General features: G+C 63.6%; 16 protein-coding genes and 1 pseudogene. 7 read left to right on the top strand and 10 right to left on the bottom strand.

The features are described from left to right. Positions 1-47: 47 nt before the first annotated feature. Positions 48-1,190, top strand: coding sequence for a succinyl-diaminopimelate desuccinylase (gene dapE / locus SxD43FB_RS01865; protein WP_096060767.1), 1,143 nt, complete (start codon positions 48-50; stop codon positions 1,188-1,190). Here the strand turns inward: dapE and SxD43FB_RS01860 are convergent, their stop codons facing one another. The 4 genes from SxD43FB_RS01860 to SxD43FB_RS01845 form a co-directional block, all read right to left on the bottom strand. Next, positions 1,191-2,900: an EAL domain-containing protein gene (locus SxD43FB_RS01860; protein ID WP_069066871.1), complete on the bottom strand. Its 1,710-nt coding sequence runs from the start codon at positions 2,898-2,900 to the stop codon at positions 1,191-1,193. It lies immediately after the preceding gene. A gap of 102 nt (positions 2,901-3,002) precedes the next feature. After that, positions 3,003-3,542, bottom strand: a complete 540-nt coding sequence (locus SxD43FB_RS01855) for a Smr/MutS family protein (protein ID WP_096060766.1) — start codon at positions 3,540-3,542, stop codon at positions 3,003-3,005. Between the two features lie 11 nt (positions 3,543-3,553). Next, the gene (locus tag SxD43FB_RS01850; protein ID WP_096060765.1) at positions 3,554-4,798 is read right to left on the bottom strand and encodes a murein transglycosylase A; all 1,245 of its coding nucleotides are present in this window, start codon (positions 4,796-4,798) and stop codon (positions 3,554-3,556) included. Between the two features lie 7 nt (positions 4,799-4,805). Further along, complete coding sequence (locus tag SxD43FB_RS01845) at positions 4,806-5,459, bottom strand: Tim44/TimA family putative adaptor protein (RefSeq protein ID WP_096060764.1); 654 nt, start codon at positions 5,457-5,459, stop codon at positions 4,806-4,808. A 182-nt stretch (positions 5,460-5,641) separates the two neighbouring features. On the opposite strand from SxD43FB_RS01845, the gene secB reads away from it, so the two are divergent. The 4 genes from secB (at position 5,642) to SxD43FB_RS01825 (ending at position 9,684) form a co-directional block, all read left to right on the top strand. Next, complete coding sequence (gene secB, locus SxD43FB_RS01840) at positions 5,642-6,148, top strand: protein-export chaperone SecB (protein ID WP_037473556.1); 507 nt, start codon at positions 5,642-5,644, stop codon at positions 6,146-6,148. Between the two features lie 118 nt (positions 6,149-6,266). Continuing rightward, positions 6,267-7,850: a murein biosynthesis integral membrane protein MurJ gene (murJ, locus tag SxD43FB_RS01835; protein WP_096060763.1), complete on the top strand. Its 1,584-nt coding sequence runs from the start codon at positions 6,267-6,269 to the stop codon at positions 7,848-7,850. Positions 7,851-7,863: 13 nt separating this feature from the next. After that, a complete protein-coding gene (gene trpS / locus SxD43FB_RS01830) occupies positions 7,864-8,868 on the top strand; it encodes a tryptophan--tRNA ligase (RefSeq protein ID WP_096060762.1) in 1,005 nt (334 codons plus the stop codon). 162 nt (positions 8,869-9,030) lie between these two features. Continuing rightward, a complete protein-coding gene (locus SxD43FB_RS01825) occupies positions 9,031-9,684 on the top strand; it encodes a DUF4136 domain-containing protein (protein WP_069065257.1) in 654 nt (217 codons plus the stop codon). Between the two features lie 87 nt (positions 9,685-9,771). On the opposite strand, the gene SxD43FB_RS01820 is transcribed toward SxD43FB_RS01825, so the two are convergent. From SxD43FB_RS01820 to SxD43FB_RS01805, 4 genes are read right to left on the bottom strand one after another with little or no spacing between them, the layout of a single operon-like run. Beyond that, the gene (locus SxD43FB_RS01820; RefSeq protein ID WP_255245574.1) at positions 9,772-10,458 is read right to left on the bottom strand and encodes a pentapeptide repeat-containing protein; all 687 of its coding nucleotides are present in this window, start codon (positions 10,456-10,458) and stop codon (positions 9,772-9,774) included. Beyond that, positions 10,455-11,006, bottom strand: coding sequence for an LptA/OstA family protein (locus tag SxD43FB_RS01815; protein WP_037473563.1), 552 nt, complete (start codon positions 11,004-11,006; stop codon positions 10,455-10,457). Before SxD43FB_RS01815 ends, SxD43FB_RS01820 begins: the two co-directional genes overlap by 4 nt. After that, positions 11,006-11,653: a hypothetical protein gene (locus SxD43FB_RS01810; protein ID WP_037473564.1), complete on the bottom strand. Its 648-nt coding sequence runs from the start codon at positions 11,651-11,653 to the stop codon at positions 11,006-11,008. The genes SxD43FB_RS01815 and SxD43FB_RS01810 overlap by 1 nt, the downstream gene beginning before the upstream one ends. 15 nt (positions 11,654-11,668) lie before the next feature. Then, the gene (locus tag SxD43FB_RS01805; protein ID WP_037473566.1) at positions 11,669-12,286 is read right to left on the bottom strand and encodes a ribonuclease D; all 618 of its coding nucleotides are present in this window, start codon (positions 12,284-12,286) and stop codon (positions 11,669-11,671) included. Positions 12,287-12,544: 258 nt separating this feature from the next. Here SxD43FB_RS01805 and SxD43FB_RS26290 point away from each other — a divergent pair, with 258 nt between their 5' ends. Then, positions 12,545-13,420 (top strand): cold-shock protein, encoded by an 876-nt coding sequence (locus SxD43FB_RS26290; protein ID WP_096060760.1) that lies wholly within the window; start codon positions 12,545-12,547, stop codon positions 13,418-13,420. A 275-nt stretch (positions 13,421-13,695) separates the two neighbouring features. Here SxD43FB_RS26290 and SxD43FB_RS01795 read toward each other — a convergent pair whose 3' ends face one another. Next, complete coding sequence (locus SxD43FB_RS01795; RefSeq protein WP_096060759.1) at positions 13,696-14,733, bottom strand: MAE_28990/MAE_18760 family HEPN-like nuclease; 1,038 nt, start codon at positions 14,731-14,733, stop codon at positions 13,696-13,698. After that, on the bottom strand, positions 14,733-15,311 hold the full coding sequence (locus SxD43FB_RS01790) for a hypothetical protein (RefSeq protein WP_096060758.1): 579 nt from the start codon (positions 15,309-15,311) through the stop codon (positions 14,733-14,735). The genes SxD43FB_RS01795 and SxD43FB_RS01790 overlap by 1 nt, the downstream gene beginning before the upstream one ends. 218 nt (positions 15,312-15,529) lie before the next feature. On the opposite strand from SxD43FB_RS01790, the pseudogene SxD43FB_RS01785 reads away from it, so the two are divergent. Next, a pseudogene (locus SxD43FB_RS01785) lies at positions 15,530-15,731 on the top strand (IS256 family transposase); the annotation flags it as partial.

The raw sequence follows: 15,731 nt of genomic DNA, 5'->3' as shown, positions 1-15,731 counted from the left end.
GTCTCCTCCTGCTGGCCAAGCGGCCCGGCTTTCGCTAACGCCTGGGCATGACCAGCACCAGAGCCAATCATGATGTCGTGGCGCTTGCCGAGCAACTGCTTGCCTGCCCCTCCGTAACACCCGCGACCGGCGCCGTCTTTACCGCGCTGCAGGCTATGTTGGAACCGCTGGGCTTTACCGTCGATCGTTTCGTCACCGGCGACGCGCCTGACGGCCCGGTCGAAAATCTCCTCGCCTGGCGCACCACAGGCGGCGGCAAGCATTTCGCCTTTGCCGGGCATCTCGACGTCGTGCCGCCGGGGCCGGGCTGGACCAGCGACCCGTTCGTGCCCGAACAGCGCGGCGATCTGCTCTACGGCCGCGGCGCGGTGGACATGAAGGGCTCGATCGCCGCCTTCGTCGCGGCGCTGCACGATCTGCCCGACGACCTGCCCGGCACGATCAGCCTGATCATCACCGGCGATGAGGAAGGCCCGGCTGTCCATGGCACGCTCGCGCTGATGGAGCGGATGGCCGCGCGCGAACTGCGCCCCGACCTTTGCCTCGTCGGCGAACCGACTAGCTCGGCGCAACTGGGTGATGTCGTCAAGATCGGGCGGCGCGGCTCGGTCAATATGTGGATCAGCGTGGCGGGCAGCCAGGGTCATGTCGCCTATCCCCATCTGGCCGACAATCCGATCCCGAAGCTGGTCCGCATCCTGTCCGCCATCGAGGCCGAGACGCTGGACGAGGGCACCGACTGGTTCCAGGCCAGCAATATCGAAATCACCGACCTCGACGTCGGCAATCCCGCCCATAATGTCATTCCCGGCCTCGCAACCGCGCGCATCTCGATCCGCTTCAACGACCGGCATAGCGGCGCGTCGCTGATCGAACGGATCACCGCCATCGCCGCGACTGAGGGCGGCACGGTCGAGGCGAAGATCAGCGGCGAACCCTTCCTGACCCTGCCCGGTGCGTTCAGCGATCTGGTCAGCGGCGCGATCCGCGATGTCACGGGCCTTGTCACCGACCTGTCGACCACGGGCGGGACATCGGACGCCCGCTTCCTCTCGCGCCTTTGCCCGGTGGTGGAATTCGGCCTCAACAATGCGACGATGCACAAGCTTGACGAAGCGGTCGCGGTGCAGGATTTGCGTGATTTGCAGCGCATATACGCGCTGATCGTCGAGCGCGCGCTGCGGGGCTGATCAGCCCCGGCGTGGCTCTGGCTGGCGCAGCAACAGGACGCGGTCAGGGCTTTCGGTCAGGGCGAAACGGTCGAGATAGGCTTGTTCGCCCGTCGGCCGGGCGAGATGATAGCCCTGAAACTGCGTGCAGCCGATGACGCGCAGCATGTCCATCTGCGCCTCGCTCTCTATCCCCTCGACCACCACTTCCAGGCCCAGCCCTTGGATCAGGCCCACGACTGCCGAACAGATGGTCCGCGCCTCGGCCGACGTGGCTATGTCGCGTACCAGGCTGCGGTCGATCTTTACGCGATCCACCGGCAATTCCTTCAACCGCGACAGGTTGGAATAGCCGGTGCCGAAATCGTCGATCGCCACCCGCACCCCGTCGCGTCGCAGCGCCGCCAACTGATCCAGCACGCGCGGCTCCATCTCCATCGCCAGCGACTCGCTGATCTCCAGTTCCAGCATCGTCGTCGGCGTCTGGTGGGTGGCAATGGCGTGGCGCAGGCGCAGGAAGAAATCGGCTTGTCCCAGTTCGCGGGTGGAGATGTTGATGGCGATCCGTTGGCTTATGCCCGCCGCTGCCCAGCGCGCGGCGGTTTCGCACACCCTGTCCATCACCCAATCGCCCAGCGCGACAATCACGCCGCTTTCCTCCGCGACAGTGACGAATGCGCCCGGCATGAGGATGTCGCGTTCGGGATGCGCCCAGCGCACCAGCGCCTCGGCCGCCACCGCGCTGCCGCTGCCAATATCGATCTGCGCCTGAAATTCCAGGATGAACTCGTCGCGCTGCAACGCCAGCATCAAATCGCGTTCCAGGTCGGCCCGGTCGGATGCCTCCAGCGCCAGTTCGGCGCTATACATTTCCGCACGGCCGCGTCCCTCATGCTTGGCATGATACATGGCGACATCGGCGGCGCGCAGCAAAGCCGTCAGCGTCTCGCCATGGTCGGGGTAGCAGGCGATGCCGATCGACGCGCCCAGGTCGACATGCTGGCTGCCGAGGTCAAACCGTTCGCCCAGCGCGAACTGGATGGCGCGGGCAATGCGCGCCGCCGCGCTATGGCCGGGCAGGTTGGGGAAGAACATGGTGAACTCGTCACCCGCCAGCCGCCCGATCACGGCATCGCCCGACCCAGCGGCGACCTGCGCCATCACCACTTCGCGCAGCCGCCCCGCGACCCGCGCCAGCAATTGGTCGCCGGCCGCATGGCCCAGCGTGTCGTTGACGCCCTTGAACCCGTCCAGGTCGATGAAGAACAAGGCGGCCTTGCGCTCTTCCACCCGCTCGGCCAGATGCCGCTCGACCTGACGGCAAAAGCTGGTGCGATTGGCAAGGCCGGTAATCTGGTCGAACAGCGCGAGCGTCTGGACATGATCCAAATTGGTCCGCACCTGGCTGAACAGGCTTTCCATCGCCACGGAAAGATCGGGCATTTCGCGCGCGATATCGCCCGGCACCGGCGATTGCAGGTCGCCATGCGCGGCCGACACGAGCCGTTCGGTCGCCATGTCGATGGCGGTGGCGGTGGTCGCGACCGTTTGGCGCGCCGAAGCCCAGCTCATCGTCCCGCATAATATGGCGATGATCAGCGCGCGGCTGATCTGCCCGATGTCATCGGGCTGACCGGGCGTATAGCCGAGGATGAGCGACAGGATGAAGACAAGCGCGCCTGCGGAGCAGGCGAACGCAGCAGCGCGGCTTTTTAACGTCACCCCCCGCATCATCTGTCCCTGTCCCGGCGCACGCTCCACGATGAAGCCTTAGGGGGCAAGGATATGAAGGACGGTGGTTAAGAAAGGGTCAGCGACTTTGCGATGACAACGCTATTTTCGGCGCCGCAATATCAAATAGAGCGCGCCGTCGCCGCCGTGGCGCGGATGGGCGACACGGACGCTGGCGATCCGGTCGGCATGGGCGCTGGTTTCCAGCCAATGGCCGATCTCGGCCCGGATAGCCCCGCGCCGCGCCGCGCTGTCGGACAATGCGCCCTTGGGAGGCTTGCCCGTCACCACCAATATCACCCGCACCCCCTGCGCCAGCGCCACGCCCAGCGCCTGGTGCAATCGGGCATGGGCCGCCGACAGGCTATGGCCATGCAGGTCGATGCTCATCTCCGGGCTGACCGCGCCATTGCGGATGCGCTTTTCCCAACCCGTGTCCAGTACGGCGGCAGGCGTGCGGACAGGCGCAGGCGGTGGGGTGGGGCGGGCAGGGGGCGGCACGACTCGTTTCTGAGCAGGCGGATCGATCATCGCCACGGGCAGCGCGACGGGAGCGCGATTTTGCGGGCGCAACGGCCGCACTGTCCGGGCAAGCGCGCTCCACAGCGCCTGCTCATCGGTCGATAGATGCCGCCGCGCCATCGCCACCCCGGTCAGGGTCGGGTGAGGCGGGCAACCGACCCGATCGGCAGCAGAATGAGCGCACTGCCGCGCGCCGACATGCCGCCCGCAATGCCGCGCGCCCGCGCGCCCGCACCCCAGAAGCTATCGAAGCGATTGGCCCCCTTGATCGCGCCGCCGGTATCCTGGGCAATCCACATGCCATTGGGTTCGGCCCGGTCGAGCGAGAGCAGCACCGGCGCGCCCAGCGGCACATATTTGGGATCGGCAGCGACTGTCCCTTCCGCCGTCACCGGCACGCCCAACGCCCCGATCGGCCCCGCGCCGGTCAGTTCGCGGAAAAAGACGAAGCTCTTATTCTCGTTCATGATCGCCGCACCCTCGACCGGATTGGCGCGCAGATATTGCATGATGTCCTGCATCGACCCGGCCTTGATCAGCCCGCGATCCTTCATCAGCTTGCCGATGCCGGTATAATCGCGGCCATTCTGCCCGTCATAGCCGATGCGCATGACGCCGCCGTCGGGCAGGTTCAACCGCCCGCTGCCCTGTACCTGCAGGAAGAAGAATTCGACCGGATCAGCGGCATAGGCCAGTTCCAGCCCGCGCCCGGCCAGCGCGCCGCTGACGATCTGCTTGCGCTCGTCATAAGGCACGAACTTGGTGCCCGCGACCTTGCCCCGGATCGTGCGGCCTTTGAGGGCCTCGCTGAACTGGCCCAGATCGACGTCGATCAGGTCGGTTGGGCGGCGATAGATGGGTACATCATAACCCGGCTGGCGCGTGCGCGAACCGGCGATTTCCGGTTCATAATAGCCGGTGACGAAGGCCGCGCCGTCGCCCACCTGCACCGCTTCGAAATAGCGGGAGAAAAATTCGCTGGCGCTGGTGTCCGGCCAGCTCGATGCCGCCGCGCAGGCATTGTTCCAGTCCGACCCCCTGGTCAGTCCGCTCGCATCGGTGCGCCGCATCAGCGTGGGGCAGGATATGCGAAACGCCTGCAACGCCAGCCGCGATCGCTCGCCCGACGGGATCAGGCTGCCGACCTCCGGCCCGCGCGTCACGCCCAAGGCGGCGGCGGTGCCCGGCACCAGCGCCGGATCTGCCGGCATCTCGATGGGAAGGGTAGGACGCGGCGTGGCCGGGGTAGGGCGGGTAGCAACCTCGCCCGGCCGCGAAGGCGCAGGGCCAGTCGCGGACGGCGGGATCATGCTACCCGAACAAGCTGACAGCAGCAGGGCAGCGCCCAGCGCGCCCGCCCTAGAACGCAGCATCATGCGCCGATCACGCTTCGTCGGTTTCGCTGAGCTTCCAGTTGGGATCGGCACTGCGGACGTCGCGGGTAAAGGTCCAGATATCGTTGGTCCCGACCGCATCGGTCATCGACCCGGCGACCACATTGCCATCCTGATCGCGCGTGACCGCAGCGATGTCGGCCTCGAAGCGCAGCGCGATCTGCGCCACGCCGCCCTGGACGGAGGCTTCCATGATCTGCGCCTTCTCGATCCGCACCAGCCGGTTGTCGAGCACATGGCCCTCGGCCTCACGCGCGGCGATTGCCGTTTCAAAGGAAGCGCGCACATCATCATCGCACAGCCAAGCCAACTCGTCCCGATCACCGCGCCAAAAGGCCTCCAGCACCATGCGATAGGCGCTCTTGGCCCCATCGACGAACTGCGGCACATCGAAGCTGCGATCGGCGGCGATCAACGCGCGCACGCCATTTTCCGCCCCCGGCGCGATCAGCCCTTCGGCCAGACGCACCGAATCGCCCGCACCCTCGGCCATCGGCCGGGGTTGCAGCACCGTCACCTTGGCGCGGTCTTCGGCGGGACGGAGCGCAGGCTCCTGCTCGTGCCCGGTACGTTTGCCGAGCACGGAATAGAGCCGGAGCGCCAGAAAACCGGCTATCATGGCGAGGATGACGATCACATACACGGAAATCTATACCCTTTGCGCGGGGACAATGTTCCAACCAACATAGGCATGTTTGCATCCAACTTCAAATAGCCCCTTCGTGCCGGTGCCATTGCCCTGCTCCGCGCCCCCTGCTAAGCGCGCGGGTCACATCGCGGGGGGTTGCGGCCCACCGGACATTCTTGACCATATAAGGACGGACCATGGCCGACGAAGCCGATACCAACCCCTATATCAACAGCCAGGGCAACGGCGCCGACACCGCGCCGCAAATCGCGCTGATCAGCCAATATGTGAAGGACTTGTCCTTCGAAAATCCCAATGCCCCGGCCGTCTACCAGTGGCCCGACCAGCCGCAGATCGATGTCCAGTTCAACATCGGCGCGGACCGCGTCGGTGAAGAAGTGATGGAAATCTCGCTCAAGATCGACGTGAAGGCCACAGCGCCGCAGGGCACCGCCTTCGCCGTCGACCTGCTCTATGCCGCCATCTTCGGCATGCGCAACGTGCCCGAAGAGCAGATCCAGCCCTTCATGCTGGCCGAAGCGCCGCGCCTCATCTTCCCCTTCGCCCGCCGCGTGCTGGCCGACGCGATCCGCGACGGCGGCTTCCCGCCTTTGCTGCTCGACCCGATCGATTTCGGCGCGCTCTACCTGCAACAGGCCCAGGCGCTGGAACAGACCGCAGGCGAACCGGCCGGCCACGCCTGACACGCAGGATGACCCCTGTCTCCGTTCGCCCTGAGCTTGTCGAAGGGCTGCACTTTTCTTTGAAAAGGAAGTGTCGGGCTTCGACAGGCTCAGCCCGAACGGGCACGGGGGTAATGCCATGAAACTCATCCGCGCCCTGGGATCAGTCGGCGGGCTGACGCTCGTCAGTCGCATCCTGGCGCTGGTGCGCGATTCCCTCGCGGCCCGCTATGTCGGTGCGGGGTTCGCGTCGGACGCCTTCAACGGCGTCGCCTTCCGCCTCCCCAACATGTTCCGCGCGCTCTTTGCCGAGGGTGCCTTTTCCGCCGCCTTCATCCCGCTCTTCAACAAGAAGGCGGCCGGCGAGGGCGGGCTGCCTGCGGGCTATGACTTTGCCCAGCGCGCGCTCGCCGTGCTGCTGCCGGTCCTCATTCTCTTCACCCTCGCGCTGATCGCCGCCGCCTGGCCGATCACCTGGGCGCTGTCCGGCGGCTTTTCGCGGCAGAATCCGACGCCGGACCAGTTCGCCTTCGCGGTCACCCTGTCGCGCATCACTATCCCTTATCTGGCGCTCATCTCCATCGCCTCGCTGCTGGGCGGCATCCTCAATTCGCTCGACAAATTCTGGGTCAACGCCGCCGCACCGATCCTGCTCAACGTCGCGATGATCAGCGGCCTGTGGTTTTTCCACGGCGCGGATGAATATGAAACCGCGCGGGTGCAGGCGATTTCCGTCACCGTGGGTGGCGCTCTGCAACTGCTCTGGCTGATCTGGGCCTGTCGCCGCGCGGGCGTCTCGCTCAAGCTCCAGCGCCCCCGTCTGGACAAGGATGTCCGCGAACTGCTCCGCCTCATCGTGCCCGCAGCGGCCGGGGCCGGAGCGCAGCAGGTCAATCTGCTCGTTTCCACCGCGCTGTCGGGCTGGCTGCTCGCCTCCGGATCGATCACTTATATCTATTATGCCGACCGGCTGAACCAGCTGCCCTTGGGCCTGATCGGCATAGGCCTTGGCACCATTCTGCTCCCCACCATCTCGCGGATGCTGTCAAAGGGCGAGGAGGACGCAGCGATGGAGACGCAGAACCGGGGCATCGAACTTGCCCTGTTCCTGACGCTGCCCGCCACCATCGCCTTCCTGACCGTCGCCGAACCGATTGTGCGCGGCCTGTTTCAATATGGCCGCTTCACCGCCGAAGACGCGATGCGCTGCGGCTGGGCGCTGTCCGCCTTCTCGATCGGCCTGCCCGCCTATGTCCTCGTCAAGGTACTGACGCCGGGCTATTATGCGCGTGGCGATACGCGGACGCCGGTGCGCTACGCGATGCTGTCGATCCTCATCAACATCATCGGCAATGCCGCGCTGATCCCGACGCTCGGCCATATCGGCCCGCCGCTCGCCACCGCGCTCGCCTCCACCGTCAATGTGGCGATGCTCTATCGGACCCTCGTAAAGCGCGGCCATTTTGCCGCCGATGCCGGGCTGCGCCGTCGCCTGCCGCGTCTCGCGCTCGCCGCGCTCATCATGGGCGGCGCGCTGATCGCGGGCGCCAGCCTGTTCGATCCCTGGCTTACAGGGGCCATGGTCCAACGCTATATCGCGCTCGCCATACTTGTCGGCGCGGGCGTCACGCTCTACGGGCTGGCCTGCTTCGTCACCGGCGCTTACCGGCTGTCCGATATCAAGGCGCTGATGCGTCGGCGGAGCGCGAGCACAACGCAATAGAACGGATCATCCCATGCGCGTCCTTTCCGGCATTCAGCCCACCGGCAATCTGCACCTTGGCAATTATCTCGGCGCGATCCGCAACTGGGTGAAGATGCAGGACGAGATGGATGCGGACTCGCAGTGCTTCTTCTTTCTCGCCGACATGCACTCGATCACCGTGCATGAGGCCCGCGAACAGCGTATCCGCAACGTGCGCGACATGGCCGCTGCCCTGGTCGCCGCCGGGATCGACCCGGATCGCAGCGTCCTCTTCAACCAGGCCCGCGTCCCCGCTCACGCTGAGCTTTGCTGGTTGCTGAACGGCACCGCACGCATCGGCTGGCTCAATCGCATGACCCAGTTCAAGGACAAGGCAGGCAAGGACCGCGAAGGCGCATCGGTCGGCCTGTTCGTCTATCCCGTGCTGCAGGCCGCCGACATCCTCGCCTATAACGCCACCCATGTTCCCGTGGGCGAGGATCAGAAACAGCATCTGGAGCTGGCGCGCGACATCGCCGCCAAGTTCAACAGCGATTTCGGCGTTGATCTCTTCACCCTGCCGGACCCGATCATCCCCAAGGAATCGGCGCGCATCATGTCGCTGCGCGACGGCAGCGCGAAAATGTCCAAGTCCGACCCCTCGGACATGAGCCGCATCAACCTGACCGATGATGACGACGCCATCATGGCCAAGGTGAAGAAGGCCAAGAGCGACCAGGAAATGCTGCCCGAAACCGCAGCAGGCCTGGCGGGCCGGCCGGAGGCGAGCAACCTCGTCGGCATTCTCGCCACGCTGACCGCCCGCACGCCCGATGCCGTCTGCGCCGAATTTGCGGGGAAGGGCTTCGGCGCGTTCAAGCCGGCGCTAGGCGAAGTGCTGGTCGAAACGCTGCGCCCGATTCGCCAGCGCTTCCTGGAACTGCGCACCGACGACGCCGCACTCGACGCGATTCTCGACAAGGGCGCGGCCAAGGCGGCGGCGGCGGCCGAACCGACGTTGCGCGCCGCCTATGATGCGATGGGGCTGATGCGCTGACGGGCCTTACGGGTTATGGCCGGGCGTGGCGTCCTTGCGGTGACAGGACATGGTTTGCGCCCGTTCGGTTTTCTCGTGCGTTCAAATGATGTTCAGTTGCGGCTTGCTACAACAGGCCCCAATGATGCAGATAGATTCATGCCTGATACAGGACGCAGAAAAATGACCCGTTTCAAAAAGTTCGGTCTGTTCGCAGCGCCTGCCCTAGCGCTGGTTGCGCTGTCGGGCTGCGCCACGCCGTTCAAGGCCGATGTCGCCCGTTTCCAGCAGCTCCCGGCCCCCGCGGGCCAGAGCTACACCATCGTCGCTGACAATCCGCAACTCGCGGGCGGCCTCGAATTTGCCCATTATGCCGACATGGTCGGCCAGCGCTTGGCGCAGACCGGCTATGTCCCGGCCAGCGACCCCGCACGCGCCGACCTCATCGTCCGCGTCGCCTATGATGTCGACAATGGCCGCGAAAAGGTCCGCTCGACCGGCTTTGGCGGCGGTTATGGCGGCTTTGGTCCTTGGGGCGGTGGCTTCGGCGGTCGCTGGGGTCGTCCTTGGGGCTATGGCTTCTATGATCCCTGGCTGTTCGGCGGCGGCGGTTTCAACGACGTGTCCAGCTACACCGTCTATACCAGCGACCTCAGCATGAAGATCGACCGCGCTGCCGACAATCGCCGCCTGTTCGAAGGCAAGGCGAGCGCCCAGTCGCTGTCCAACAAGCTGACCTATCTGGTCCCGAACCTGATCGACGCGATGTTCACCAACTTCCCTGGCCAAAATGGCGAGGATGTGAAGATCACCCTGCCGCCCGAAAAGAAGGGCTGACGCAGCACATTATCGGGTCGGCTCCCAGCCATAGACCCTGATCCTGCCCGGTGCCTCGCAAGAGCGCCGGGCTTGTTTTTGTGCGGCCTACAGAACCTTCAGCCCCAGTTCGCCCAGCAACTGGCTCGCCTGCGCGCGCGAGATCGTCGCGCCGCGAAAGCGGCTGGCATCGTTCAGCCGCAATCCGCCCAGATCCGCGCCGCGCAGATCCGCGCCATCGAATCGGGCATCGGCCAGATGCGCCTCACGCAGGCTGCAATCCTCGAACTGGGCATCGCGAAAATCGCATTTGCGCAGGTCTGCCGCGCTGAAATCGATGCGTTGCAACACTTGCTTGCGAAAGGAAAAGCCGGGCAATTTGGCGTTGATCAGCAGCGTCTCGTCAAAGCGCAGGTCGAACGCCTTGATCTCCGACAGGTCGGCCCCGGTCAGCTTGCACCGTTCGAACACAGCCGCGCCCAACCGCGCCCCGCGCCACTGGCTGTTGTTAAGGTCGCAGGCGGAAAAGCGCGCTTCATTGAGGTCCGCGCCCACAAAGTTCGCAAACGGACCGCGGCAGGACCGCCACACCGTCCCCTCCAGCCGCGCCCCGGTCCAATCTACGCGCCGCAACTGGCACGTCTCGAACGTCCAGCCGGGCAGGGCCAGCCCACTCAGGTCCGCCCCCTTCAGATCGCAATCGATAAGGTGCCGGGACAACGCCCCCGCCAGCAACGCCTCGACCTCTGCCCGACCCAGCACCCGGTCGCGCACAGCCCGCTCGGCGGGCGTCAATTCTTCCGCTGCGGCACGGTGAAGGTGCCCGACACGCGCCCGCTCGGACTCGTCGTCGATCCCGCCGCGCCGCCCGAAGACCGCCCGTCCACGGTCGATCGCCCGCTATTGAGGTCCATCACCAGCCGCCCGCCGGTCAGCCGATTGCCGCCCTGCGTCAGCGCGACATTGCCCAGCATCGTGATCAGCTTGCTGTTGAGGTCGTAAATGGCGACATTGCCGCGTGCGGTCTGGTCGCCCTTGGTCACCACGACATTGCCCGACGCGTCGATCCGGTCGATCTCCACGCCGCTCGTGCCGCTGCCCGGCTGGTTGCGATAGGCCACCGTCATGCGCGCGGCGTTCAGCGTCATGCCCGCCTGCGTCACTTCGACATTGCCCGACACCACGACGCGGTCGGCGCGGTCCTGCACCTCGATCCGGTCGGCGTTGAAATTGACCGGCGCGTTGCTGTCATGATTCTGCATCACCTGCGCGCCTGCGCCCGCGATCATCATCCCGGCAGCGCCTACGGCACCGATCGTCAGCAAAAGGAAGGAGCGTGTCATCAGTTGCGCCCTTTGAGACCATTTTGTTCGATACGCAAGTTCGCCCGGCCATTCAACGTCACCGTCCGCGCGCCCAGGTCCGCTTCCAGATGGTCCGCGCTGAACGTCCCGATCGGGATGCGCCCGTCGACCCGGCCCGCGCTCTGCATCCGCCGCGATTTGAGGTCGATGCCGACATCGCGCGTGGTCAGCCTGTATCCGCCCGCCGCCTCGAACTGCACCGGCCCCTCGATGCCGACCCGCTCGCTGTCCATATCATAGCGGCCCTTCTGCGCGCTCAGCACGGCGGGGCCATCGGACAGCAGGATGCGCGCCGACATGGCGTTCAAGTCCACGATCGGCTCGCGCGAGCTTTTCTGCACCGCCGACCCCGCGCGCAGCGAAAAGGGCTGCCCCTTGCTGTCCTCGCCGCGATACAGCGCTTCGGTCACCCGCATCCGCTCCTTCGCCACATCGACCTTATTCTTGTCGAGGACGAAGCTCACCTTGTCCCCACCGGTAAAGGGCGCGGTCGCCAGCAGCGCGCTCAGCACGCCGACGGCCACAGGCAGCCAGTTTTTGAGCAGCTTGACCATGCGGTCATGGCTGCCCCCCGGCTGCGCCCATTGGCGGCGCACATCGCGTTGCTGATCGGCCTGGACGGACACGGCGCTGCTATTTCCTTACATATGCGCGAAAATGTCGATCTCCGGCCACCCGGCCAGGTCGAGCGCGGCACGGTGCGGCAGGAAGTCGAAACAGGCCTGCGCCAATTCCATCCGCCCTTCGCGCACCAGCCTTTTGTCCAGCTCGGCGCGCAACGCATGCAGATAGCGCACGTCGGACGCCGCATAATCCTTCTGCGCATCGCTCAGCACCGGATTGCCCCAGTCGCTCGACTGCTGCTGCTTGCTGATGTCCTGGCCCAGCAATTCGCGGACCAGTTCCTTCAGCCCATGGCGGTCGGTATAGGTACGGATCAGCCGCGACGCGATCTTGGTGCAATAGACGGGGGCAGCGACCACGCCCAGATAATGCTGGATCGCGGCGATATCGAACCGCCCGAAATGATAGAGTTTCAGCCGCTCCGGGTCGGCCAGCACCGCGCGCAGGTTCGGCGCGGCATAGTCGCTGCCCGGCTTGAACCGCACCAGATGCTCGTCGCCCTGGCCATCGCTTATCTGGACGACGCACAGGCGGTCGCGCGGGGTGATCAACCCCATGGTTTCGGTATCGACGGCGATCGGGCCGGGGGCAAGCACGCCAGCGGGCAGATCTTCTTCATGGAAATGGACGGTCATATCCTCCCTCTATGGGTAAAGCGGACATATCGCAATCGACGCTTTGCGGCGGCGGAAAGAAGGGGAATATTACCCGCAAAGCACAGTGGTTTGCGCAAAAGGAACGGAACGGGACCGCCCCTGTTAAAATCGTTCGCGCTCCCCTGAAAATTTGATATAGTGATTCCCAAACCCGCCTTTGCGGTGGATTTTGCATGTCATTCGCCCGACATGCGTGTCCGAATGGTCTTGGGGCGAAGCGAAAGTGACTAACAGGGCATGAGTTTTGACAGAGGTCGCCGCGGCGGGCGCGGCAAGGACAAGCGCGACGGTTTCGGCGACGACAATTTCTACGATCAGGGTGCCGGTGGCGGCGGCGGTGGTCGCGGTGGTTTTGGCGGCGGCTTCGGCGGCGGCGGTGACCGCTTCGGCGGCGGCGGCGGTTTCGGTGGTGATCGTGGCGGCTTCGGCGGTGGCGCTGGCGGTGGTGATCGCGGCGGCTTCGGCGGCGGCGCACCGCGCGGTGGCGGCTTCGGCGGCGGCGGCGGCGGTGGTTTCGGCGGCGGTGGCGGTCGTGGCGGCATGCCCGCGCAGGTCGTTGGCGAAGGCAAGGGCGTCGTCAAATTCTTCAACGGGCAAAAGGGCTTCGGCTTCATCGTTCGTGATGATGGCGGCGAAGACGTGTTCGTCCACATCAGCGCCGTGGAACAGGCTGGCCTGACCGGCTTGGCCGAAGGGCAGCAGCTCGGCTTCACCCTCGTTGATCGTGGTGGCAAGGTATCGGCGACCGATCTGGTCATCGACGGCGAACCGCTCCCCGTCACTGATCGCGGCCCGCCGCGCGAACCGCGCGAACCCCGCGCTGGTGGTTTCGGTGCAGCGCCCGGCGGCTTCGGCGGCGGTGCGGAACGTGGTGGCCCCCAGCGTCAGCTGACCGGCGAACGCTCCAGCGGCACGGTCAAATTCTTCAACGCGATGAAGGGCTTCGGCTTCATTCAGCGCGATGACGGCCAGCCCGACGCCTTCGTCCACATCAGCGCCGTCGAACGCGCCGGCATGGCCGCCCTCAACGAAGGCGACCGTCTCGACTTCGAACTGGAAGTTGACCGCCGCGGCAAATATGCCGCCGTCAACCTCCAGACGAAGGCCGACTAAACGGCCTCCTGACTGTCCCTGTTATGGGGAGAGGATAGAAAAAGGGTCGCCCCAAGGGGCGGCCCTTTTTTGTTGGGTGGGGAGGGGGGCGGTTATGCGCCAAAGCCGGTCATTTGACCTACGCGCGAACTACCCTAAAATCCGCTGTTCGTTAATCTGTTTGCCGCGAGAAGAAGGGTGTCGAGACCGCAACATAACAGCAATTGAGCGCTGCAAGATTGAAGTAAGCGAAATTGCAAGCTTACCCCCCCCCCGATCACCTATCGTCTTCAAGATCAGTCCAGTTGCAGTCGAAGTAACTCACAGCCAACTTTGGCGCGTATGCCGAGCCTCAATCCAACTTCAGTTTCTTCGACGGCCGTGACGGTCTCAACATCCTCATCGTTTATCCTGATGCTTCCAACCTCAGCAATCAAGGTGAGGCCCTTCTTGAAAACATAAAGCTTGTCACCGACTGTGAGTGTCGCGTTTTCGACTTTCGCGACCACTATATCGTCGCGAAATGTTTCAGATATCCGTCCTACAACCGTCGCCCGGTTCAATTCTTTTGCCCTACGGATAGTGTCATATTGGATGACATCAAGTAGACACCGACACATAGCGTCAAAAAAGTGGGTGAATTCGATAAGAATATCGTGGCCCAAGACGTCATCAACTTCACCGTGTGCCGCTTCGTTCCGGTAATCAACGATTTGCTTTAGCTCACTTGTTGCGGTGTCTGATAGCCGCGCTTGCTCGGCAAAGAATTTTTGAATGGCGGCGTGAGATCCAACCCAAGATTCCACACCACTTAGGCCGCAGTCATTAAACAGCCGTTGCAATTCGGCCATGCGTAAGTTTTGTTCAGTTCGTAACAAAGCCTCGGGTTGAATTTGATAGCCATCAAGGTCGCCAAGCGCCTCGCTGACCCCGGTGATCATCGCCGCGATATCGAGATTACGGTAGCGCTGCTTCTGCTGATCCTGGAGGATCTTTCCGATGCCCTTGGTGTACCGAACCCCAAAATCGGGACCAAGCGCTGACATTTTGTAGGCACCCGCTAGAAAGGCGAGATATTCCCGCAAAACCTCAATTACGAATGATTCGAATAGCGCGTAGCTGCGCGTCACAGCCGCACAATGATCGATCACTCGCCAGCTTGTCGGGTCGGATGCTTCGCCCATGATGCGGCGAACGTTCGAACATTTGGCGTTACCACTAGCACACTCGAAATCCGTCGCGCCTACTTGCGCCCGCAAATTTGCCGAAAAAGCGACATGCCTGCGTATCGCCTTAAAGCCGTTCAGAGTCCGTTCCAAGATTGCCGAATGCATCAGGCTATCGTCCGCTCTACCATCTCCTGAAATAAACGAATTCGATTGCGAATATCTTCTTTGGTATTTCCCCGGCCCGTGAAGGCACCTTGTTCTTCATCACGAAACATTTGCGCGGTCGCGTTTCGGATATCTACGGCCTTCTCCTTCACGCGCTGAGCACGGTCAAGGAAAGCGGACATCCCCACCATTACTGCATCGTAGAATGCTTTCTGCGCTTTCCCTATCCACTCATTTGCTTCTGGATCAAATGGCCTGAACAGAAGTTCTCCATAAACCTCCGCGTTTAGGTTCAGCGTCTCAGTGAATTCGCGCTCTAACACTTCTAAGTCTGTCTGGGTGAACGTTACCGCTTTGCGCATGTAAAGGTCTAAGAAGGGCTGCATGCCGCCAGAGTAGTGGTCGGCATGCCTAAGTGCGAAAAAGCGTAGGACAAGTTCCACATCCTCCATCTTCTCGTACAGCGCATTTTCCAACAAACCTTGTGTGGTATCAATCTCGTTCTCAACCCAAGCTGGGATACCCCAAGCCTCGCGAAATTTTGGCAGGCGAGAAAGTCGGTCAACGAGATCGTTCATCCGTCCCCGGTAAAGTGCGTTTCGAATCTCTTGTCGGCTTAGCTTAGTGCCACCTGTGTTGAGCCTGTCAAATACAGTCTCACGCAAAGTCGATGCTTCCTCCTCATCGGTCGTCGACTCCTTGAGCAGTACGATCGAAGTTATCGATCGGCGATCGAGACGGGACTGTCAGGATTTCCGTGTGTGGCCGGGCATAATGGGTAACAAGGAGTCCCACTATGTCACGACGCAAAGAATCCGTTATTCCCAATGCGCTTCTCGACGAGCTTTTGGCCGGAGGCGCTGCCAGTGCGGCATTTGAACAAGGTGGCTTGCTGGATTCGCTGAAGAAGGCGCTGACGGAGCGCGCGTTAAACGCGGAGATGGATCACCATCTTGCGACAGGCGAAGGTGCCGGCAACACGCGCAACGGCTATGGCC

The organism is Sphingobium sp. D43FB (assembly GCF_002312805.1).
GTDB lineage: Bacteria > Pseudomonadota > Alphaproteobacteria > Sphingomonadales > Sphingomonadaceae > Sphingobium.
This window is presented reverse-complemented; position numbering and strand designations above follow the sequence as displayed.